Here is a 22,025-nt window from a genome sequence, read left to right as displayed (position 1 = left end):
GCATAAATTATCATGATTTTCAAAAAGTTAATATTTCTAATTTTTATAGTTTCAGCTCTAGCTTTTACAACTAGAGACTCGATCAGTAAAAACACATCCGTTTTTATAAATTCTGATAGTTACTTGTATGTAAAAGGAACAACCAACATTAGTAATTTTTCTTGCGATTTTAATATTTTAAAATTAGAAAATAGAATTCCGGTAAGTTTTATTACGAATGCTGGTGAAATGATTTTTGATAACACCGTTTTAGTTTTAGAAACAAGTTGTTTTGATTGCGGTGGAAAGGGTATTAACAATGATTTCAAAAAAATTTTAAAATCAGATAAATATCCGCAAATATTTTTAAATCTAGAAAAAATTAGTCGGTTAAATAATAGTAAAAGCGTTGAAGCCAAAATCGCTATTGAAATTGCAGGATTTAAGAAAACTCATGAAATTCCTGTGAAAATTAAGAAAGAACATGGTTTGCTCGTTTCAGGAAACTTAGAATTAAGTTTAAATGAGTATAATTTAGAAGCTCCTAAAAAACTATTCGGTCTAATTTCTATAAACGATACCATTGAAATAGATTTTAAATTACGAGTTCAGGAATATTAAATTAGCACGATATACAGATGTACATAAAAAAAAGCCTCAACAAGTTATGTTTTGGCTTTTTTTAATTTGAGTTAGTTATATAGTTACCCGTTTAAAAGGGTGTAAAATATGTGTTAATTACCCATTCATAGAAATCAAGAATTCCTCGTTGTTTCTGGTTTGCTTAAATCGGTCGTTAATAAATTCCATAGCTTCAACAGGGTTCATGTCAGCAAGATATTTGCGCATTACCCACATACGTTGTATAGTGACATCGTCTAATAAAATATCATCACGACGCGTGCTTGAAGACGTTAGGTCAATAGCAGGGAAAATTCGACGGTTAGATATTTTTCTATCCAATTGAAGTTCCATATTACCAGTTCCTTTAAATTCTTCGAAAATTACTTCATCCATTTTAGAACCAGTTTCGGTAAGTGCTGTAGCTATAATAGTTAAAGAACCTCCGTTCTCAATGTTACGTGCAGCACCAAAGAAACGTTTTGGTTTATGTAATGCATTGGCATCAACACCACCACTTAAAATTTTACCAGAAGCCGGTTGTACAGTATTATAAGCTCTCGCTAAACGTGTAATAGAATCTAAAAGAATCACCACATCATGACCACATTCTACCAAACGTTTTGCTTTTTCAAGAACAATATTGGCAATTTTTACGTGCTCATGAGCTTCTTTATCAAAGGTAGAAGCAATAACTTCACCACGCACATTACGTTGCATATCGGTAACCTCTTCCGGACGCTCATCAATTAATAATATCATTTGATAAACTTCTGGGTGGTTAGCTGCAATGGCGTTAGCTACATCTTTAAGCAACATGGTTTTACCCGTTTTTGGTTGCGAAACAATCATACCACGTTGTCCTTTCCCAATAGGAGCGAACAAGTCCATTATACGAGTTGAAATGGTGCTTTGTTTTTCGGCAATGTTGAATTTTTCTTGAGGAAATAACGGTGTTAAATGCTCGAAAGACACACGGTCTCTCACCACATTTGGATTTTGTCCGTTAATTTTGCTCACCTTAATTAAAGGGAAATACTTTTCACCTTCTTTTGGCGGACGTACATGCCCTAAAACGGTATCACCTGTTTTTAAACCAAACAATCTTATTTGCGATTGCGATACATAAATATCATCTGGTGATGATAAATAGTTGTAGTCCGATGAACGTAAAAATCCATAACCATCTTGCATGATGTCTAAAACACCTTCACTCTCAATAATGGCATCAAACTCATAATCAGGCTCACGATAACGATTACGGTTATCTTTATTACCCTTTTCTACATTACCATTTTTCTGGTTTTTATGCGGATTTTTATGTCCTTTTTGACTCGAACGTTGTTGATTGTCGTTCTGATTTTTATGTCTTGGATTATTATCCTGTTTTTTATCTTCTTTTGGTTGCTGATTTGTAGCGTCGTTCTGAGGAGCGGTTTCAGCTTTAACCTCAGTAGAAGATTCTGCGGGTTTAACAGCACGTTGTGGCTGTTCGTTTTTTACAGGTTTTTGTACGCGCTGTCTTGGTTTTCTTGCAGCAGGTTTAGGATTTGCTGATGCATCAGCACCTTCAGTAGGAACTACAGCTTTTACAGCTGATGGGTCTGCGGCTTGCTGATCTAAAATTTGATACACTAAATCCATTTTCTTTAAAGTACGGTATTTAGGTACGTTTAATTTTTTAGCAATCTCCTGTAAATCAGTAAGTTTTTGTTCTTTAAGTTGTGAAATTTCAAACATTGATGTTGAATTGAATATTATATTTGAATACTATTATAAGTAATCTTGAAAATTTTGATTTTATAATCTGAAGAATTAATCGCTTGTAATTGCGATTGTTGTGAATTATTACTGCAATAATACAACTTTATTTTATTTTTTAATATTAATTCTATTATTTTTGCGGTCTAGTTTCTTAAAAATTTATGTTACAACGCATACAAACTGTATATCTTTTATTAGCCGCTGGGGTTTCAGCAGGCTTAACTTTTGTATTTCATATCTGGATTACAGAACAAGATGTTGTGGTTTATGCGAAAGATGAATTATTGTATTTTGCCTTATTTTTAGGCTCTGCAATTTTATCGATAGTAGCCATATTTATGTATAAAAATAGGAAGTCTCAATTTGTAATGGGGCGACTTAACATCATATTAAACTTTATTTTACTAGGATTTTTCGTTTATCAATCACTAAATATATCTGGAGAAACGGCGGTTTCAGAGAAAGGTATTGGGATGCTTCTCCCTATTGTTTCTATCGTGTTGTTGGCATTAGCCAATAAGGCCATCAAGAAGGATGAAGACCTCGTAAAATCTGTTGATAGATTGCGTTAAACCTAACATCTTAGTAGTATTAGTGCGAAAAACCCAAAGCAATTGCTTTGGGTTTTTTTATATTATAGGCCTATTAACCTACCTTTTTTAATAACAAAGATTTATATCCTTAATGTTATTTTATCTCAATAAGTTCCAAATCGAAAGTTAATTCTTGTCCAGCTAATGGGTGGTTGGCATCAACAACAATAAATTCCTCGTTAACCTCGGCAACACGAAATTGTACTTCTCTACCATTTTCGTCTTTAGAAGCTAATCCCATACCAACCTCAGGCGTAATTTCTTGCGGAAGTTGTTCTTTCTGCACGTTATAAAATAATTCTTGTTGTACTTCACCATAAGCTTCTGCAACCGGAATAGTAATGGTTTTTTTCTCGTTTAGCGCCATAGAAATAATACCTTTCTCAAAACCAGGAATCAACATACCTTGCCCTAAAGTCACTTCTAGTGGTTCTCGTTCTAACGAGCTATCAAAAATTTGCCCGTTACTTAATTTTCCTGTGTAATGTACTTTTACCGTATCATTTTCTTTTACTTGACTCATAAATAATAATGTTTACTGTTTTTTTAAATAAGTCAGCAAATTTACAACTTATAAGGCAAAAAGGAACTGCTTTTTTGCATCACTTCTCGTACTTATTAGATTTTTAACAGAATTATAATAAATCTTTGGGCGTTACCCCGAAAAGGGGTCGGGCTTTCTGTTGCAAGTCCTCGCTCCGTGCCTTCGCTGTGGGCTATCCACTACAATCCCTAACGCACATATTTACTAAGTACATTTATAATTATAAAGTAAAGTCACTATTTGTTTAGAACACTATGGTTAATTATGCGTTTTAGGATGCCTAACCGGAAACTCAATAACCTCCAAATTATCAATTTTTTTTCCATCAATGGTAAATCGTAGCATGGTCCGTACTTTATGAAAACCATGTTTACCAACCGCTCCTGGATTCATGTGTAGTAAGTTTAATTTTTTATCGGGCATCACTTTTAAAATATGCGAATGACCACAAATAAACAGTCTTGGAGGGTTTCTTTTAATTCCTTCATAAACTCTACTGTTATATTTTGGTGGATACCCACCAATATGTGTTATCCAAACATCAACACCTTCACACATAAAACGATTGTGTTCAGGATATTCTAAACGCACTTTATCATCGTCAATATTACCATAAACAGCTCGTAAGGGCTTTAAAGCTTTAATGGCATCGGTAACTTTTAAGTCGCCAATATCGCCGGCATGCCAAACCTCGTCGGCTTGTTTTACGTGCCTTAAAATATCATCGTCAATATAACTATGCGTGTCTGAGAGTAAGAGTATTTTGGTCATGAATTTGTAATAGGCGTTTGCGCAGGTAAAGTTATTGATATTTGATTTAAACTTTTATATACATGTAAATAATTACTTGACTATGTGAAAGTTTTCGACTATCTTTAAGTTTAAGGTAAAAACATTATAACCTTGCCACGTAACCTTTGTTGTTTGTAAATAAAAACTAACCAATTAAATAATATATTATGAAAGTAAACGGATATGCTGCCCTAGAGCAAAAAGCAAAATTAGTACCATTCTCATATGAATTAGGAGAAATTGGTTCTGAAGAAGTTGATATTAAAGTTTCCTATTGTGGTATATGTCATTCAGATTTGAGTATGATAAATAATGATTGGGGAATGACTCAATATCCCATGGTGCCTGGTCATGAAATAATTGGTGAGGTAATAGCCAAAGGTAATGCCGTTAAAAATATTAGTGTTGGCGACAAAGTAGGATTGGGCTGGATGTCGGCATCATGTATGAGTTGCGATCAATGTATGGATGGCGAACACCACCTTTGCGCAAAAAGTGAGGCTACAATTGTAGGCAGAAATGGTGGGTTTGCCGACAAGGTTCGCGGGCATTGGTCTTGGGCCATTCCGCTTCCTAAAGGTATAGATATGAGTAAAGCAGGACCTTTATTATGCGGCGGTATTACCGTTTTCAATCCTATAATATTAGCTGGTGTTAAACCAACGGATCGCGTTGGCGTTATTGGCATTGGAGGCTTAGGGCATATGGCCGTTAAGTTTTTAAAACACTGGGGGTGCGAGGTAATTGCGTTTAGTTCAAATCCAGCCAAAAAGAAGTCCATTTTAAAAATGGGTGCGAGTCAGGTGATAGATTCAACATCACCCGAAGAACTAGAAAGTATAAGCGGCAAACTAAATTTTATATTAAATACCACTAATGTTTCATTAGATTGGAATTCTTACTTGGCCACATTAGCACCCAAAGGAAAATTTCACACGGTAGGTGCAGTATTAGAGCCAATGGAAATTTCAGCATTTAGTTTAATTATGGGAGAAAAATCGGTTGGTGGAAGTCCTATAGGTAGTCCTGCACTAACTAAAACCATGCTTGATTTTTGTGTAAGACATAATATTTATCCAGATGTTGAGGAATTTCCAATGGCAAAGGTGAATGAAGCCCTTGAACACCTAGAAAAAGGTAAAGCTAGATTTAGGATAGTCTTAAAAAATTAATAACAACCCTCTTAAAAAAAAATCACGTTTAGATTAAATACATAATCTTCAAACTAACGACGTTAGGAATTGAACAGCATGTTTTATGAGTCATAAAATGTTACTGATTATTGTTTTATGCGATACCATATTATATTACTGGGTAGCATTTGATTTTATAATAAAAATGTCGAAATTCGCTATATAACTGATAAAATTCATCGAACTAAATCTTCATTTTTACGTTCAATATAGCTTTAACGAAACGACTATAACAAATGGAAAATATCAAGAAAAGACTTTCATTTCTAAAACCGCAATTAATTGATAACATTATTGAAGTATCAGATGTGAAGAACATTCCAAATGGAACAGAAATTTTAAAAGAAGAACAATATGTAAAAGTATTACCAATTGTATTAGAGGGATTAGTTAAAGTTTATTCCAAATTTAATGAAAAAGAACTACTCTTATATTATATCGAGCCATCACAAAGTTGTGTCATGACTTTTTATGCGGCATTAAAAAACACTCCCAGCAAAGTTTATGCAACTACCGAAGAAGATTCGAAAATTTTATTAATTCCGGTTCAACATTTATCTACGTGGTTAAAAGTTTATCCAGATTTTAATGAATTGTTCTACAATCAATTTAATCTGAGATATTCGGAACTACTAAATACCATAGGACACCTGTTGTTAGATAAAATGGATAAGAGACTTTTTGAACATTTGAAGAAAAAATTAAGGTTGAGCAATACCACTACTGTTAAAATGAGTCACAATCAATTAGCCAATGAGTTGGGTACGGTTCGCGAGGTAATTACGAGGGTTTTAAAAAAACTTGAAACAGATGGTAAAGTGGAGCAGACTCATGAAGGCATTAAAATTACCGATGAGTGGTGACTTGAGTCACTGCACAGAATTTCTAATACCATTAATTTTGACGTAGCAATATTGCTCATAATTAAAATATTAGAAAATGAAAAAGAATATGGGAACAGCAGACAGGGTTATCAGAATTATAATCGCTGCAATTATAGGGATTCTTTACTTCACAGGAATTATTTCAGGAACTTTAGGACTTATACTACTAATTTTAGCAGGAGTATTTGTTTTGACAAGCTTTATTAGCTTTTGTCCAATTTATGCACCTTTAGGTATAAGTACGTGTTCATTAAAAGCAAAAAAATAGACTTATGAAAACGAGAATCATATTAATGATACAGGTTGTTTTATTGTCATTTATTTCTTGTAGTAACGATGATGATAGTTCATCAATTAACGTTAATAATCAGGTTCAAAAAAACGTTCAAAGTGGTACGTGGCGTATTACTAAATTTGAAGATTCTGGAAAAGACGAAACTAATCATTTTACAGGTTACAATTTTACATTTAATAGTACAGGAGTTTTAAATGCAAACAACGGAATTACTAATTACGATGGTACTTGGAGCTTAACGCATAGTAATAGTGATGACGACAGTGTAGATGATTTAGATTTTAATATCAACTTCAATTTAACTAATGACTTTGAAGATCTAAATGATGATTGGGATTTAATTTCTCAAACAGCTACTAAAATTGAACTTATTGATATAAGTGGTGGAAATGGTGGGACGGATTATTTAACTTTTGAGAAGAATTAATAATTGCAATCAACTTTGAATCAAAAAGCAATAGTGGCGAAAACCAGAGTTAACCCACTATTGCTTTTATTATAAACCATAATATAAGCATCAAAATTAATAAACTCCTATTTTATAAATTCACTCTAAATAACAAACTCACGTCAGGGATTGTAGTGGATAGCCCACAACGGGGGTACGGAGCGAGGACTTGTGACGAAAAGCCCGACCCTTATGGTAACCTGCCTGCCGGCAGGCAGGCGCCCAAATTCTCAATACAATTCCGATTAAAAAATCGAAATCACTCGAAGTGACACAATCAAACTTTTAATATTTAATTAAGATGCGGTGCTTTTTAGGAAGCGCAAATCTGTCTATCTTTGTGCTTTTAAATTGGTAAAGAACGCATTGAGGTATTTTATAGAACTTTCGTATAATGGCAAGGGTTATCATGGTTGGCAAAACCAGCCCAATGCATTGTCGGTTCAAGAAGTTGTTGAGAAGGGGTTGTCTACTTTACTGGGGCAGCCAATAGCCATAATGGGCGCAGGCCGTACTGATGCCGGTGTGCATGCTACGCAGCTGTTTGCACATTTTGATATCGATGTGAATTTTGTGCCTAAAGACCTAACATACAAGCTAAATTCTTTTTTACCAATAGATGTGGCCATTAACCGCATTTTTAAAGTGAAACCTGAAGCGCACGCCCGATTTGACGCAATTAGTAGAGCCTATTTGTACCGTGTAGCCTTAAAAAAAAATGTATTTACCTTTGATAATGCTTACTTTGTAAAACAGGATTTGGATGTTGAGAAAATGAATGAAGCCTCGAAAATGTTATTGGAGTATAAAGATTTTCAATGCTTTTCTAAAAGTAATACTGATGTAAAGACGTATAATTGCGATATAACACATGCGGAATGGTTTTTTAAAGATGACGAGCTGCATTTTGTTATTAAAGCCAATCGTTTTTTGCGAAATATGGTGCGCGCTATTGTTGGTACCATGATTAATATTGGTTTAGGGAAGATTTCGGTTGACGAATTACATACCATAATTGCCTCGAAGAATAGGAGTGAAGCGGGGTTCTCGGTTCCGGCGCATGGGTTGTATTTAACGAATATAGAGTATCCTGAAGATATAGAATTGTAAATGAGTAAAACGAAAGAGCAAATTTTTGACGTGAAACTTTTTAAGCGTCTGTTCGATTATATTAAACCTTATAAAGTTATATTTTTTGGTTTAATTTTTCTTGTTATCATGTTGGCTGCTTTAAGTGCAGCAACACCCTATATTACTAAATATGCCATTGATGAAAGTATAACCAACAAAGTTGAAAAAGACTTTTTGTTTTACATCATGCTCATGTTAGGGGTATTGGTGATGCAAACGGTTTTTCAGTTACTGTTTATTTATTATGCGGCTTGGTTAGGGCAAAACCTAGTAATGGATGTGCGTGTAAAATTGTTTGACCATTTGTTGCGTTTTAAAATGAAGTATTACGATAACTCATCGGTTGGGGTTCTTATAACCAGAGCAGTAACCGACATGGAAAGAATTGCCGATATTTTTGGTGAAGGCCTTTTTATGATTGTAAGAGATTTATTGACCATGACTGTTGTTTTTGGTGTGATGGTTTATTTAAATGTGAAGCTGAGTTTAATTGTGTTTATAATGATGCCTGTGTTGCTTTATGCCACTAGGATTTTTCAGAAATATATGAAACGCGCTTTTGAGGAGGTAAGAACAGAGGTTTCAAATTTGAATTCGTTTGTTCAAGAGCGTTTGACAGGGATGAAGATTTTACAAATTTTTACGCGTGAAGTTACAGAATACAAGAAATTTAAAGCCATAAACGAACGCCATAAAAAAGGATGGTTAAAAACGGTTTGGTATAACTCGATATTTTTCCCGTTAGCCGATTTGTTTTCTTCAATCACCATTGGTTTGGTGGCTTGGTATGGTGGATTAAATGTTGTACTGGAAAGTAGCTCGGTGTCGCAAGGAGATTTGGTAGCGTTTATCATGTTTGTACCTATGTTGTTTAGACCTTTAAGACAAATTGCCGATAAGTTTAATACACTTCAAATGGGAATGGTTGCAGCGACAAGAGTGTTTAAGGTTATAGATACCACATCGCAAATTGATGATTTGGGAACTCATGTGGCGCAATCTTTTAATGGAAATATAAAGTTTGATAATGTACACTTTAGCTATGTTCCTGATGAAGAGGTTTTAAAAGGTATTTCGTTTGATGTGAAAGCTGGCGAAACTGTTGCTATTGTTGGCGCTACTGGAGCAGGAAAATCCACAATTATAAATTTACTGAATCGTTTTTATGAAATTGGTGATGGTGTCATTTCCGTTGATGGTATTAATATTAAAGAAGTGACTTTACAGTCGCTACGGACTCAAATAGCTGTGGTCTTGCAAGATGTGTTTTTATTTGCCGATACTATTTTAAACAATATAACTTTAAATCATCCTGAAATTACCGAAGAGCAGGTGTATCAAGCAGCGAAAGATATTGGAATTCATGATTTTATTATGAGTTTACCCGATGGTTACCATTATAACGTAAAGGAGCGAGGTGCGATGTTATCATCTGGTCAGCGCCAACTCATATCGTTTTTAAGAGCATACACAACTAAACCGAGTATTTTGGTGTTGGATGAAGCCACGTCGTCTGTTGATTCGTATTCAGAACAACTCATTCAAAATGCAACCGATAAAATTACAAAAGGAAGAACTTCTATAGTTATTGCGCACCGTTTAGCAACAATCAAAAAAGCAGATAAAATTATTGTTATGGATGCAGGACAAATTGTAGAACAAGGTACACATGATGAACTTCTTAAAAAGAAAGATGGGTATTACAGGAATTTGTATGAAGTTCAGTTTTTACAAGAAGAAGAGCTTATTTAATTATTTTTTAGGCACAAAATCTTGAATATTTAAATCGCCCGTTAAAAATAAAATAATCATTGTAAAAATTGAAATGCCCATATAGCCAATAAATACAATCATTAGAAATGAAGGTATTCTCCAAAGCAATGATGCATTACTACAGGGTGAATTTTTAATAGCCACGTACATACAAAATAGAATCATAATAACCACATAAATTAAGGCTGTATCTACGTACATTTGAGGGCTTAAAGCTAACAATAATACTGCATAAACCGTTGAGATGATACTGAAGCTTGTAAGTGAATAAGTAGAAATAATAACGTGTTCTGGTAAATTATACTTCTTTCTATTAAAGACTAAATAACTCGCTAACGTAATAATTGGAATATATAAGAAATAGATTAACGAGCTATATTCCATTGAAGCTGAGAATATTTTTTCTGTACCTTCTTGTGGGTTGCTTGTTTGGGCGTAACTTATTTTTGAAAAATCGATTTTACCCCACGCCACTTTTTTCATAAAAAACAAAATTAACCCCGATGTTGTTAGCGCTATGGCTAGCATACTCACAGGGTTTAAGTATTTTTTACGCAATCCGTTTATATACCCACCACAAACTTCTTGCGGTTTTACAAGCATGTGCCAAAGGGTTTTAAAAAAGGTATTGTCTAAATTAAAATAGCGTTCAAAAAAATCTGAAATAAGACTCTTAGCAGTAATTCGTTTACTAACAACTTTTGCGCCACAGCTTGGGCAAAAACTAAAATCAGAACTTAAAGTATTGGCGCAATTTTTACAAGTCATACTAAACTAAACCTTCTTTTATCATTGCGGTAAGCTCGGTAGTATCATCGAAAACTACAAATTCACCATCTTTAAAATAAGATATATGTCCGGTTTCTTCACTTACTACAAGAGCTAGGGCATCGGTTTTTTCAGTAATTCCAATTGCTGCTCTATGACGTAAACCAAATCGCTGCGGAATTGATTTTTCATTGTTTACAGGGAGGATAACACGTGTTGCTTTAACAATATTATTACTAATAATTATGGCGCCATCGTGTAACGGACTATTCTTAAAAAAGATACTTTCAATAATAGGTTGGGTAACTTTTATATTCATTTCGTCTCCAGAAGAGGATAAAAAATCTAAATTATTATTTCGCTCGAAAACAATAAGTGCTCCCGTTTTAGACATCGACATTTTATTACAAGCAGATATAATGGCATCAACATTGGTTTCATCATTAGTCTCTGTTTTTAAAAATTTAATTTGTTGCAGAAATTTGCGTCGCCTTCCAAAATTTGTGGACCCAACCATGAGCAAAAATTTTCTAATTTCTGGCTGAAATACAACTATTAACGCGATAATACCCACTTTCATAAAACCACCAAAAATTCCAGTTAGCAGTTCCATATTCAGAAAATCCGTTAATCTCCAAGCGCCGTAAATAATAATGATTCCAATAAAAATATTGATAGCAACGGTTCCTTTAATAAGTCTGTAAACATAGTAGAGTAGAAGTGCAACGAGAATAACATCTATAATATCTACAACAGTAAATTTTAAAAGGTCTTTAAAAATATCCAATGGTGGTGGGTTTTTGTAAATTTAGTAAAAAAGGCTTAATTAAAAATGAATTCTTTATTAGAGATTTTAGTATGTTTTAAATCTGTTTGTTTCATAATTGATTTATAGTCAATGTAGTTTTGGAAAGACAAATCTTCATTAAAATTCAATAAAATAATACCATTAATTGTATCACATTTTTTTAGGTAATATGATAGACTGTCTTTTGTTGTTTCAACAATCATGGTTTTTAGCGACGTGCTTGCTATAGTAATTCCATTATTGGCTTCAAAAGCTATCGCGGTAGAATTATTTGAATCTTCAAAATTTGAAATGGCACCAGAATAATTATCCAACGATTCAGTTTGATAAGCAATATCAGTAAACTCAATAAATCCTAAATTCTTATTACTGGTATCACTACAGGTATAATAGTTTTTAGCATTTTCATTTTTATGACCAGCATTTGCCTTTTTGTTTTGCAAATATTGTATGTTAGGAATGACTTGTTTTAACGTCAAGCGCTTATCAACATTAACTAACCAATTTGTGCTGCTGATGAGGTTTTTTCTATTGAGTTCCATACCGTCCTCAGCTGTTTCATCATAAAATAAATACGCTGCCGAAACATCATTTATTTCAGATATTTCAGAATGACTTATCTCTGGTAATTGTACTACTTTTTCGTTTCCGCAGGATATGAAAACTAATAAAATGAACACGAAAAATATATACTTCATAATTATTTAAAATCTAACAATTCAACTAACTTAATACATTCTATGGCTTCTTTAACATCATGAACTCTTAAAATAGAAGCACCCTTTTGTAAAGCCACTGTATTTAATACCGAAGTACCGTTCAAGGCCTCCTTTGCTGAAGTTTTTAAGGGTTTATATATCATTGATTTTCTGGATACACCTACTAATAACGGTTTTTCAATAGAATTAAAAAGCTCAAGTTTATTTAAAAGCTCAAAATTCTGCTCTAAAGTTTTAGCAAAACCAAAACCAGGATCGATAATAACATCATTAATTCCTGAGGCATTTGCAGCAGCAATACGTTCTGAAAAATAATATGAAATGTCTTTCAGTAAATCATCATAATCTGTAAGTTTTTGCATGGTTTTTGGGTTTCCGCGCATGTGCATCATGATATAAGGCACTTGTAATTTAGCAATGGTTGTTAGCATGTTACTATCTAATTTTCCCGCAGAAATATCGTTAATTATAGCAGCACCAGCTTCTATACATTTTTGTGCGACTTCGCTTCTAAAGGTGTCAATTGAAAGTATAACTTCTGGAAATGCTCTTAGAATTAAGTTTACAATTGGTAGAATACGATTTAATTCGTCGGTCTCACTAATATGCTCTGCATTGGGTCGCGAACTATAGGCTCCAACATCTATAAAAGTGGCACCTTCATTTAACATTTGCTCAACGTGTTTTAGAACTTCACTTTCATTTTTGTGCTTACCACCATCATAGAAAGAGTCTGGGGTTATATTTAGTATTCCCATCACTTTTGGTGACGACAAATCAATCAGTTCGCCTTTGCAATTAATAGTCATTTATATTGTTTTGAATGGTGTTGGTACATAATTTAAAACTTTAAACCATAATCCTTGAAGGTTTTAATTATTTATGCGAAATTTACGCAAAATTCAATTTATAGATGCAAGATACTTCAAAACAATACGATGCGGTAATAGATACCTGTAAAAGTTTATTTGTAAAGAAAATGAGCGACTACGGAAGCGCTTGGAGAATTCTTAGATTGCCATCTTTAACCGATCAAATTTTTATTAAAGCACAGCGTATAAGAAGTCTACAGCAAAACGAGGTTAGAAAAGTTGATGAGGGTGAAGCTAGTGAGTTTATTGGAATTATAAATTACTGTATTATGGCTTTAATTCAGTTGGAAAAAGGTGTTGTAGAACAACCCGATATGTCTACTGAAGAAGCCGCAAAATTATACGAAGAAAAAGTAGCTGTAACAAAACAATTGATGGAAGATAAAAATCACGACTACGGCGAAGCATGGCGAGATATGCGTGTGAGTAGTTTAACCGATTTAATTTTACAAAAGTTGTTGCGTGTTAAACAAATTGAAGATAACCAAGGCAAAACAATAGTGAGCGAAGGTATTGATGCTAATTATCAAGATATGATTAACTATGCGGTTTTTGCAATGATTCATTTAAACGAAGGCAGGTCATGAAAGCAATAGTAAGTATATCAAGAATTTTAGTAGGTGTATTATTTATTTTTTCGGGATTTATAAAACTAAACGACCCATTAGGGTTTTCTTATAAATTACAAGAATATTTCAGTCCAGATGTATTAAATATTCCTTTTTTAGAACCTTACGCATTAATAATTTCAATTTTTGTTGTTGTTTTTGAAGTGGTTTTAGGGGTGTTTTTACTCATAGGCTATAAACCAAAATTTACAGTTTGGAGTTTATTGCTTATGATTTTGTTTTTTACATTTCTAACCTTTTACGCCGCTTATTTTGAAAAAGTAAAAGATTGCGGTTGCTTTGGCGATTTTATTAAACTGAAGCCTTGGGAAACCTTCTGGAAAGATGTGGCACTTTTGTTTTTTATACTCATTCTTTTTATTGGTGTGAAGTATATCAATCCTGTGTTTTCAAAATTGCCTACAACCATTCTTGCGCTTTTAAGTTTTGTCATCAGTTTATGGTTTGGATACCATGTGCTGATGCATTTACCAACAATCGATTTTAGAGCTTATGCCATTGGTAAAAATATTCAAGAAGGTATGTTGATACCAGAAGATGCACCAAAACCAATTCAAGAATACAGTTGGAAGTTTAATGTAAATGGCGAAGAAAAAATTATAAAAACCAATGGATCTTATCCGTCTGTTGATGGCGAGTTTTTAGAGGTTGAAACAAAAGTTATTCAAGAAGGTTACACGCCACCGGTAGTCGATTTTTCCATTGAAAGTGCGGATGAAGATTTAACTACGCACTTCTTAGAACAAGAAAATCTAATTCTAGTGGTATCTTACAGTTTAGAAAGCATCGAACAACAAGGCGCTTTAAAACTGAAAGCGTTACAAGATAAAGCGAGAAAAAACAATTATCAAATTATAGGGTTAACAGCTTCAGGAGAAGATGCTAAAAAGCGAATAAATGAGGCTTATAATATTGATTTCAACTGGTATTTATGCGATGAAAAAGCACTAAAAACTGTGGTGCGTTCTAACCCAGGAGTTTTAGAATTAGATAAAGGTTTGGTGCAACAAAAAGTGCACTGGAATGATATTGAAGATTTGAAGCTTCCAAAGGTTGCAAAACAACCAGAACCAAAAAAAGCAGAGGAAATAGCCTATTTTGTGAATGGAGAACCATCAACAAAAGTAGAAGTAGAAGCTATAGATTCTGCTAACATTGAAAGTGTAAATGTTATTAAGGATTCTGTTCAAATTAAGGAATTGAATGCCTTAAATAAGACTACATATAAAGGAATTATCGAAATAGAGCTTAAGGATTAATCTGTATTTGAATTCAAAACAACTAAACGCATCAACAACTAATATTGTTTATTGATAAACTATCTACTAAATAAAATTTTTTACGCGTTACTGACTTTACTGGGAGTCGTTACAGTAATATTCTTTTTATTTAGCGTCCTTCCAGGAGATCCTGCACAAATGATGATGGGGCAAAATGATGATAGCGAACAATTAGCTATAATCAAGAAAAAATACGGTTTTGATAAGCCAATATCTACACAGTATTTGTATTACTTAAACGATTTATCTCCCATATCATTTCATTCTAATAATGCACAAGATTATACATTTCTAAGTGAAGGGAAATATAATGCAACATCGCTGTTTTCTTTAGGTAATACAATCACAGTATTAAAAAAGCCATACTTAAGAGAGTCTTTTGCGAAGCAAGGTAAACGTGTTAGTCAGGTATTATCTGAAACCTTGCCAAATACATTTGTTTTAGCGGTATCGGCAATTATTATAGCCATAATAATAGGAATTTTATTGGGTATTGTATCGGCACTCTATAAAGATCAATGGCTTGATAAGAGTATTCAAATTTTTAGCACTTTGGGGATGAGTATTCCTTCTTTTTTTAGTGCGATTTTATTCGCTTGGTTTTTTGGTTATATTTTACACGAATTCACCAATTTAGAAATGACGGGAAGTCTGTATGAACTTGATGATTTTGGTGAAGCCATGCATATTAAATGGAAAAATTTAATTTTGCCAGCTGTGGTTTTAGGAATTCGTCCGTTAGCTGTAGTCATTCAATTAATGAGAAATTCGTTATTAGAAGTTTTTAATCAAGATTATATCAGAACTGCACGTGCCAAAGGCTTAAGCGAATTTCAAATAATTAAAAAGCACGCCGTAAAGAATGCGCTAAACCCTGTTGTTACTGCAATTTCAGGATGGTTTGCTTCCATGCTGGCAGGAGCAGTGTTTGTGGAGTACATTTTTGGTTGGAACGGCTTAGGAAAAGAGATTGTAAACGCCTTAAATACACTAGATTTACCTGTAATTATGGGTTCTGTGTTAATTATAGCCGTAATGTTTATAATAATCAATATTTTTGTAGATATTATTTACGTTTGGTTAGACCCAAAAGTAAAACTAGAATAATTACTGTAAAAGCAAGCACTTTACAAGTAGCCTTAACGTATGAAGAAAACACTGTATATCTTAATCCTATTTTTATCAGTTTTTAGCTGTAATTCGCAAGTGCCAACACAATTTTCAGAAGTAGCTCTAAGTGATATGTTTGTCAATTTAGATGGTGATGATATAGCATTTAATAACATTTTAAAAGCCCAGAGCAATCAAACCATCGTTATAGATATTTGGGCATCTTGGTGTGGCGATTGTTTAAAAGGCATGCCAAAAGTAAAAGCATTACAAAAATCGTATCCAGATGCGTCTTATGTGTTTTTGTCTTTAGATAAAAACCAAGAAGCTTGGAAACGAGGCATTAAAAAATATAAGATAAAGGGGAATCATTATTTCATGAAATCAGGTTGGGATGGTCCGTTCGGAGAGTTTGTAAAACTAGATTGGATACCAAGATATATGGTAGTTGATACCCAAGGAAACATAAAATTATTCAAGGCTATAAAAGCCGATGACGATAACATAAAACAGAGTTTAAAATAATTAAATAAAATCCCAAACTTAAAAATGGGTATTATAAAATGAGAAAACAAATAGTAGCCGGAAACTGGAAGATGAACAATGATTTAGCACAAACCGAAGCGCTAATCACTGCCTTAAAAAAACAAACTAAAACTACTGATGCCGAAGTCATGATTGCGCCGACAGCAACCAATCTGTGGCAAGCATATAACTCGTTAAAAGATTCAAAAATCGAAGTTATAGCACAAAATATGCATTTTGCAGAAAATGGTGCTTATACTGGCGAAATCAGTGCAAGTATGTTAAAAAGTATCGGTATAAACACGGTTATTTTAGGACACAGTGAGCGTCGTGAGTATTTCAATGAAACCGACGAGCTGCTTGCTAAAAAGGTAGATGCTGCTCTTGCAAAAGGTATGCGCGTTATTTTCTGTTTTGGTGAAGAATTGGCCGATAGAAAAGCTGGAAAAGAAGAAACAGTAGTTGGAAACCAAATCAAAAACGCGTTGTTTCATTTAAATGCGGCGGCATTTCAAAATATCATTTTAGCTTACGAACCAGTATGGGCTATTGGAACTGGCGAAACTGCAAGTCCAGAGCAGGCGCAAGACATGCATGCATTCATCAGAAAAACACTTGCAGATAAATACGGAAACGATATTGCTGAAGAAGTTTCAATTCTTTACGGCGGAAGTGTAAAACCTGCTAATGCCGAAGAGATTTTCTCAAAACCAGATGTCGATGGAGGTTTAATTGGTGGAGCGTCGCTAAATGCCGATGATTTCTTTGCTATAGTAAACGCATTTTAAAAATTTATAGTTTTAACATTTCCAGAACTAAGGAAATTTTTAAAAATAACTTGTGCGCCTGCCTGCCGGCAGGCAGGTTACCACAAGGGTCGCGCTTTACACTTCAAGTCCTCGCTTTAGCGCTATTAATCGCTAAAGCTGTGGGCTTTCCATTGCAATCGCTAACGCGGGTTAATCCGCCAAAATAATAGTTTAAGCCATGTCCAATACAATCTATATTGGTTACAACTTTAAAGTACAACCGCTTCAACCAGCAGTAGAAATACTTATTGCAGAATTGGGTTATGCCGGTTTTGAAAGTTTTGTTGAAAATGAAGATGGCGTTACGGCATACATTCAAAAAGAAGAGTGGAACCAAGATATTTTGGAAGATGTTCAAATACTAAATTCCAAGGAGTTCAATATTGCCTATACTTTTGAAGATATCGAGCAAACCAATTGGAATGCCGAATGGGAAAAGAATTTTAATCCTATTGTAGTCGATGATACTTGTGCAGTTCGCGCGCCATTTCACGAAAAATTTAATGTACAATACGATATCATTATAGAACCAAAAATGAGTTTCGGTACAGGGCATCACGAAACTACACATATGATGATACAGCATATTTTAAAAAATGATTTTAAAGATAAATCTGTTTTAGATATGGGTTGTGGCACAGGCGTGTTGGCTATTTTAGCCGAATTAAAAGGCGCAAAACCAATAGATGCCATAGATTATGATAATTGGTGCTATCTCAACAGTTTAGAAAATGTAGAGCGTAATAATTGTAAACACATCACTGTTATTGAGGGAGATGCATCAGTGTTAAAAAATAAATACGACATTATAATTGCAAATATTAACCGAAACATTTTATTACAAGATATGGCAACTTACATCTCGTGTTTAAATAAAAATGGCATGTTATTTTTAAGTGGATTTTATGATGACGATGTTGCATTAATCACTTCCGAATGTGAAAAACATTTGTTAAAATTTGAAGAAAAACTAGAACGAAACAATTGGGTATCATTAAAATTTTTAAATTAGTAAAGAAATTAATCCCCAAAGATTGTTGAAATTATGAGTAATCAAGAAAAAACATCCGAAGAATTATTATTACAGGAAGAAGTCTTAACTCAAAACGAGATTGTGTTATATAACGACGAGGTAAACACTTTCGATCATGTTATTGAAACACTAATTTATGCCTGCGACCATACTGCAGAACAAGCAGAACAATGTTCGTTAATCGTGCATTATAAGGGAAAATGTACTGTAAAAACAGGCTTATACGACGATTTAAAACCACGTTGCTCTATGCTTTTAGAAGCAGGATTGAGTGCAGAAATCGTTTAATTATTCATTCTGCCAATAGCACAACTCACAAACGACTTTGCTTTTGTGGTTAGGGCATTTTTATCTCCAACCTCAGGATATCCTATATCCACTAAAACGGCTTTCACTTTTGCAATAGTACTTTCATTTTCATAATCAAAAGTAACGGTGCTTGTTTCGTTATTTACTAAAATTTGTGAAACATCATCTAAACTAGAGAGTTTTTTAGTAATGGTGTTAGCACAACCACCACATTTTAAATTTTGTATTTGTATTGTAGTATTCATTTTTTAGATTTTACACTATTCACTCCTAAAATGCTATAAATAGAACAAAAATTAATAAAACTAGTTATTAGTAGAATAATGGCAACAACCATTAATATATAGGCTAGTGTTCCAGTAATAACATTGAAGTAATATAATAACGCCACTGTAATTGCTATAATGACTCTTAAGCCTTTATCTAAATTCCCAATGTTCTTTTTCATATGCGATTAATTTAAAGTTGATGGGCACACATAATTGGTTTTTGGCAAATCGGTTTTTTTCAAATCAGCAAAACCACCTGCCAAATCAACTAAATTGTTAAATCCACGAGCTTTTAAAATGGATGCAGCTATAACAGAACGATAACCTCCAGCACAGTGCACATAGTAAGTTTCGTTTTTATTAATAGCATTCATGTTATCGTTAATATAGTCTAATGCAAAGTGTTTCACATTATCGCCTTCCAAATGTTCAGATTGGTATTCACCATCTTTTCGAACATCTAAAACTTTAATATTTTGAGATTTAAAAATTCCAGAAAAGGTCTCAGCATCAATAGATTCTATGGTTTCAATATCTTTTCCAGCTTTTTCCCAAGCCTGTAAACCGCCTTCCAAATAACCTAAGGTATTGTCGTAACCAACCCTAGAAAGTCTTGTAACGGTTTCTTTTTCTTTGCCTTTAGGAGTAACTAATAAAATAGGTTGTTTTAAATCTGTTATTAAAGCACCAACCCAAGGCGCGAAAGAGCCATTTAAACCTATAAATATCGAGTTCGGTATATGTGCTTTTACAAATTCCTTTTCGCTTCGCACATCTAATACTAGGGCATCTTCATTATTCGCTATATTTTCAAATTCTTCTGGATTTAAAGGTGTATCACCTTTTTTCAAAATGGTTTCAAAAGCATCATATCCAGATTTATTCATCATAGCATTTTTAGCAAAATATTGCGGTGGTGGTGCAATACCAGTTAAAACTTCTTTAACAAACTCTTCTCTGGTCATGTCTGCTCTAAGCGCATAGTTTGTTTTCTTTTGTTCGCCTAAAACACCAACAGTTTCTTTACTTAAATTTTTTCCACATGCAGATCCTGCACCATGAGCCGGATAAACAATAACATCATCTGGTAAAGGCATTATCTTATTACGCAGAGAATCATATAACATACTCGCTAAATCTTCTTTTGTTAAATCTGATTTTATAGCTAAATCTGGTCGTCCAACATCGCCTAAAAACAGGGTGTCACCTGAGAAAATTGCGTGTTCTTTTCCATTTTCGTCTAATAACAGATAGGTTGAAGATTCTAGTGTGTGTCCGGGTGTATGCAATACCTTAATGGTGATATTACCCACTTTAAACGCTTCATTATCTTTGGCTTCATGAATATCATAACTGGTTTTAGCACCAGGGCCAAATATTATTTTAGCGCCTGTTTTTTTTGCTAAATCAATATGTCCTGAAACAAAATCGGCATGAAAATGGGTTTCAAAAATATATTTGATTTTGGCATTTTCTTTATTCGCTTTGTCAACATATTGTTGTGTTTCTCGCAAGGGGTCTATAATAGCAACTTCACCATTCGATTCAATGTAATAAGCTCCTTGGGCTAAACAGCCTGTATATATTTGTTCAATTTTCATAACTAATCTTAATTGTCTTAAAATTACAAAACCTTAATCAATCGAAATGTGATTTAGGTCAGATTTAATACTATTTTAACTCTTTGTAAATGATATATATAGCCATAATTAATACAAAGTAGCCGAAACTCTTTTTTAATTTAGGGCCACTAATAAATTTTGATAAAAACACGCCTAAAACGATTCCGAAAACTGAAATTAATGTAAATGTCAACAAGAATACCCATTCAATTTCTAAAGTTTGAACGTCACCGATAAATCCTATTAATGAATTTATAGTTACAATAATTAACGATGTTCCTACGGCTTTTTTCATAGGAATATTTGCCCAAATCACTAAAGCTGGGACGTACAAAAAACCACCGCCGGCACCAATAATTCCCGTAATTGTTCCTATTACTAAGCCTTGAACAAATGTTTTGTAATAAGGTTGACTCTTTGAACTTACTTCTAGTTCTTTTCTATTTTTAATCATAGAAATAGAGGCCAAAAGCATGATAATGGCAAAAAATATCATGATGCCCATCCCTTTTGAAAGTTGAAAGTCTCCTATAGATAACAGAGTTTCTGGTATTCCTGGAACCAAATAGCGTCGTGATAAATATACTGCGACAAAAGACGGGAATGAGAAAGCTAATCCTGTTTTAAAATCAACCAGACCTTTTTTGTGCTTTTGATAGGTGCCCACCATTGATGATGTGCCCACTACAAAAAGAGAATATGCTGTAGCAATGACAGGATTATAACCAAGTAAGTAAACCAAAAGAGGAACTGTTAAAATGGAGCCACCACCACCTATAAGTCCTAAAACTAGACCTACGATTAGTGCTCCTAAGTATCCTAACATTTCGGTTAAATCCATTTAGTGCGGTAATTTGTTTTTTACAAGTCCGTATATGAAAGTTCCAACTATGGCAGCAGCTATAACAATTATCATGCTCCAAACTCCGGTACCTAAAAGGATGTACATTGGCCCTGGACATGCACCTATAAGCGCCCAACCAAAACCAAATATTATTCCACCAACTATATATCTAACTAATCCATGTTCTTTTTTAGGAACATGTATTTTTGAGCCTGTAATGCTTTTTATATATCCTTTATTTGAAATTTGTAGAAATACAATTCCAGTAATTATGGCTGTACCAATAATGCCATACATGTGGAAGGATTGAAACCTAAACATTTCATAAATGCGGTACCAAGAGACCGCTTCAGATTTCACCAAAATGATACCAAAAAATATACCTACCAATAAAAATCTTAATGCTTTCAT

27 protein-coding genes are annotated in these 22,025 nt (G+C 33.6%); 15 read left to right on the top strand and 12 right to left on the bottom strand.

Annotated features, from left to right (window positions below; genetic code table 11):
* Nucleotides 1-12 precede the first annotated feature (12 nt).
* Nucleotides 13-600, top strand: coding sequence for a YceI family protein (locus BUA46_RS12345; protein WP_019388768.1), 588 nt, complete (start codon nucleotides 13-15; stop codon nucleotides 598-600).
* A gap of 117 nt (nucleotides 601-717) precedes the next feature.
* On the opposite strand, the gene rho is transcribed toward BUA46_RS12345, so the two are convergent.
* Nucleotides 718-2,340, bottom strand: coding sequence for a transcription termination factor Rho (rho, locus tag BUA46_RS12340; protein WP_019388769.1), 1,623 nt, complete (start codon nucleotides 2,338-2,340; stop codon nucleotides 718-720).
* Between the two features lie 185 nt (nucleotides 2,341-2,525).
* Between rho and BUA46_RS12335 the strand changes: the two genes are divergently transcribed.
* Nucleotides 2,526-2,936, top strand: coding sequence for a DUF4293 domain-containing protein (locus BUA46_RS12335; protein WP_019388770.1), 411 nt, complete (start codon nucleotides 2,526-2,528; stop codon nucleotides 2,934-2,936).
* Nucleotides 2,937-3,051: 115 nt separating this feature from the next.
* On the opposite strand, the gene BUA46_RS12330 is transcribed toward BUA46_RS12335, so the two are convergent.
* Together BUA46_RS12330 and BUA46_RS12325 are read right to left on the bottom strand one after the other, a co-directional pair.
* Complete coding sequence (locus tag BUA46_RS12330) at nucleotides 3,052-3,480, bottom strand: FKBP-type peptidyl-prolyl cis-trans isomerase (protein ID WP_019388771.1); 429 nt, start codon at nucleotides 3,478-3,480, stop codon at nucleotides 3,052-3,054.
* A 279-nt stretch (nucleotides 3,481-3,759) separates the two neighbouring features.
* Entirely contained in the window at nucleotides 3,760-4,272 is a 513-nt protein-coding gene (locus BUA46_RS12325) for a metallophosphoesterase family protein (protein WP_019388772.1), read from the bottom strand.
* 188 nt (nucleotides 4,273-4,460) lie between these two features.
* Here BUA46_RS12325 and ahr point away from each other — a divergent pair, with 188 nt between their 5' ends.
* The 6 genes from ahr to BUA46_RS12295 all read left to right on the top strand — a co-directional run bounded on the left by ahr (nucleotide 4,461) and on the right by BUA46_RS12295 (nucleotide 9,996).
* Complete coding sequence (gene ahr / locus BUA46_RS12320; RefSeq protein ID WP_019388773.1) at nucleotides 4,461-5,465, top strand: NADPH-dependent aldehyde reductase Ahr; 1,005 nt, start codon at nucleotides 4,461-4,463, stop codon at nucleotides 5,463-5,465.
* Nucleotides 5,466-5,722: 257 nt separating this feature from the next.
* Nucleotides 5,723-6,349: a Crp/Fnr family transcriptional regulator gene (locus tag BUA46_RS12315; protein ID WP_019388774.1), complete on the top strand. Its 627-nt coding sequence runs from the start codon at nucleotides 5,723-5,725 to the stop codon at nucleotides 6,347-6,349.
* A gap of 76 nt (nucleotides 6,350-6,425) precedes the next feature.
* Nucleotides 6,426-6,638, top strand: coding sequence for a YgaP family membrane protein (locus BUA46_RS12310; RefSeq protein ID WP_019388775.1), 213 nt, complete (start codon nucleotides 6,426-6,428; stop codon nucleotides 6,636-6,638).
* Nucleotides 6,639-6,642: 4 nt separating this feature from the next.
* On the top strand, nucleotides 6,643-7,092 hold the full coding sequence (locus tag BUA46_RS12305; protein ID WP_237714679.1) for a hypothetical protein: 450 nt from the start codon (nucleotides 6,643-6,645) through the stop codon (nucleotides 7,090-7,092).
* 387 nt (nucleotides 7,093-7,479) lie between these two features.
* The gene (gene truA, locus BUA46_RS12300) at nucleotides 7,480-8,223 is read left to right on the top strand and encodes a tRNA pseudouridine(38-40) synthase TruA (protein ID WP_019388777.1); all 744 of its coding nucleotides are present in this window, start codon (nucleotides 7,480-7,482) and stop codon (nucleotides 8,221-8,223) included.
* On the top strand, nucleotides 8,224-9,996 hold the full coding sequence (locus BUA46_RS12295) for an ABC transporter ATP-binding protein (RefSeq protein ID WP_019388778.1): 1,773 nt from the start codon (nucleotides 8,224-8,226) through the stop codon (nucleotides 9,994-9,996).
* Here BUA46_RS12295 and BUA46_RS12290 read toward each other — a convergent pair whose 3' ends face one another.
* The 4 genes from BUA46_RS12290 to folP are packed head-to-tail and all read right to left on the bottom strand — an operon-like array spanning nucleotide 9,997 to nucleotide 13,121.
* Nucleotides 9,997-10,785: a DUF3667 domain-containing protein gene (locus BUA46_RS12290; RefSeq protein ID WP_019388779.1), complete on the bottom strand. Its 789-nt coding sequence runs from the start codon at nucleotides 10,783-10,785 to the stop codon at nucleotides 9,997-9,999.
* A 1-nt stretch (nucleotide 10,786) separates the two neighbouring features.
* Entirely contained in the window at nucleotides 10,787-11,572 is a 786-nt protein-coding gene (locus BUA46_RS12285) for a diadenylate cyclase (protein ID WP_019388780.1), read from the bottom strand.
* A 35-nt stretch (nucleotides 11,573-11,607) separates the two neighbouring features.
* A complete protein-coding gene (locus BUA46_RS12280; protein WP_019388781.1) occupies nucleotides 11,608-12,291 on the bottom strand; it encodes a hypothetical protein in 684 nt (227 codons plus the stop codon).
* Nucleotides 12,292-12,293: 2 nt separating this feature from the next.
* Complete coding sequence (gene folP, locus BUA46_RS12275) at nucleotides 12,294-13,121, bottom strand: dihydropteroate synthase (protein WP_019388782.1); 828 nt, start codon at nucleotides 13,119-13,121, stop codon at nucleotides 12,294-12,296.
* Nucleotides 13,122-13,225: 104 nt separating this feature from the next.
* On the opposite strand from folP, the gene BUA46_RS12270 reads away from it, so the two are divergent.
* The 7 genes from BUA46_RS12270 (at nucleotide 13,226) to BUA46_RS12240 (ending at nucleotide 18,858) form a co-directional block, all read left to right on the top strand.
* Nucleotides 13,226-13,771: a DUF1599 domain-containing protein gene (locus tag BUA46_RS12270; protein WP_019388783.1), complete on the top strand. Its 546-nt coding sequence runs from the start codon at nucleotides 13,226-13,228 to the stop codon at nucleotides 13,769-13,771.
* Nucleotides 13,768-15,072 (top strand): BT_3928 family protein, encoded by a 1,305-nt coding sequence (locus BUA46_RS12265; protein WP_019388784.1) that lies wholly within the window; start codon nucleotides 13,768-13,770, stop codon nucleotides 15,070-15,072. Before BUA46_RS12270 ends, BUA46_RS12265 begins: the two co-directional genes overlap by 4 nt.
* Before the next feature lie 51 nt (nucleotides 15,073-15,123).
* Nucleotides 15,124-16,200 (top strand): ABC transporter permease, encoded by a 1,077-nt coding sequence (locus BUA46_RS12260; RefSeq protein WP_026010157.1) that lies wholly within the window; start codon nucleotides 15,124-15,126, stop codon nucleotides 16,198-16,200.
* A gap of 39 nt (nucleotides 16,201-16,239) precedes the next feature.
* On the top strand, nucleotides 16,240-16,728 hold the full coding sequence (locus tag BUA46_RS12255) for a TlpA family protein disulfide reductase (RefSeq protein ID WP_019388786.1): 489 nt from the start codon (nucleotides 16,240-16,242) through the stop codon (nucleotides 16,726-16,728).
* Between the two features lie 38 nt (nucleotides 16,729-16,766).
* Entirely contained in the window at nucleotides 16,767-17,516 is a 750-nt protein-coding gene (gene tpiA, locus BUA46_RS12250) for a triose-phosphate isomerase (RefSeq protein ID WP_019388787.1), read from the top strand.
* A 199-nt stretch (nucleotides 17,517-17,715) separates the two neighbouring features.
* Complete coding sequence (gene prmA / locus BUA46_RS12245) at nucleotides 17,716-18,549, top strand: 50S ribosomal protein L11 methyltransferase (protein ID WP_019388788.1); 834 nt, start codon at nucleotides 17,716-17,718, stop codon at nucleotides 18,547-18,549.
* A gap of 33 nt (nucleotides 18,550-18,582) precedes the next feature.
* Nucleotides 18,583-18,858 (top strand): ATP-dependent Clp protease adaptor ClpS, encoded by a 276-nt coding sequence (locus BUA46_RS12240; RefSeq protein WP_019388789.1) that lies wholly within the window; start codon nucleotides 18,583-18,585, stop codon nucleotides 18,856-18,858.
* Here the strand turns inward: BUA46_RS12240 and BUA46_RS12235 are convergent.
* The 5 genes from BUA46_RS12235 to BUA46_RS12215 all read right to left on the bottom strand — a co-directional run bounded on the left by BUA46_RS12235 (nucleotide 18,855) and on the right by BUA46_RS12215 (nucleotide 22,025).
* Nucleotides 18,855-19,124, bottom strand: coding sequence for a heavy-metal-associated domain-containing protein (locus tag BUA46_RS12235; protein WP_019388790.1), 270 nt, complete (start codon nucleotides 19,122-19,124; stop codon nucleotides 18,855-18,857). The two genes, BUA46_RS12240 and BUA46_RS12235, sit on opposite strands and share 4 nt — an antisense overlap.
* Nucleotides 19,121-19,327 (bottom strand): YgaP family membrane protein, encoded by a 207-nt coding sequence (locus BUA46_RS12230; protein ID WP_019388791.1) that lies wholly within the window; start codon nucleotides 19,325-19,327, stop codon nucleotides 19,121-19,123. Before BUA46_RS12230 ends, BUA46_RS12235 begins: the two co-directional genes overlap by 4 nt.
* Nucleotides 19,328-19,333: 6 nt before the next feature.
* The gene (locus tag BUA46_RS12225) at nucleotides 19,334-20,749 is read right to left on the bottom strand and encodes an MBL fold metallo-hydrolase (RefSeq protein WP_019388792.1); all 1,416 of its coding nucleotides are present in this window, start codon (nucleotides 20,747-20,749) and stop codon (nucleotides 19,334-19,336) included.
* A 70-nt stretch (nucleotides 20,750-20,819) separates the two neighbouring features.
* Nucleotides 20,820-21,611, bottom strand: coding sequence for a sulfite exporter TauE/SafE family protein (locus BUA46_RS12220; RefSeq protein ID WP_019388793.1), 792 nt, complete (start codon nucleotides 21,609-21,611; stop codon nucleotides 20,820-20,822).
* A complete protein-coding gene (locus BUA46_RS12215; protein ID WP_019388794.1) occupies nucleotides 21,612-22,025 on the bottom strand; it encodes a DUF6691 family protein in 414 nt (137 codons plus the stop codon).

The sequence above is a fragment of the Algibacter luteus genome (genome assembly GCF_900141715.1).
In the GTDB taxonomy this organism is placed as follows: domain Bacteria; phylum Bacteroidota; class Bacteroidia; order Flavobacteriales; family Flavobacteriaceae; genus Arenitalea; species Arenitalea lutea.
This window is presented reverse-complemented; position numbering and strand designations above follow the sequence as displayed.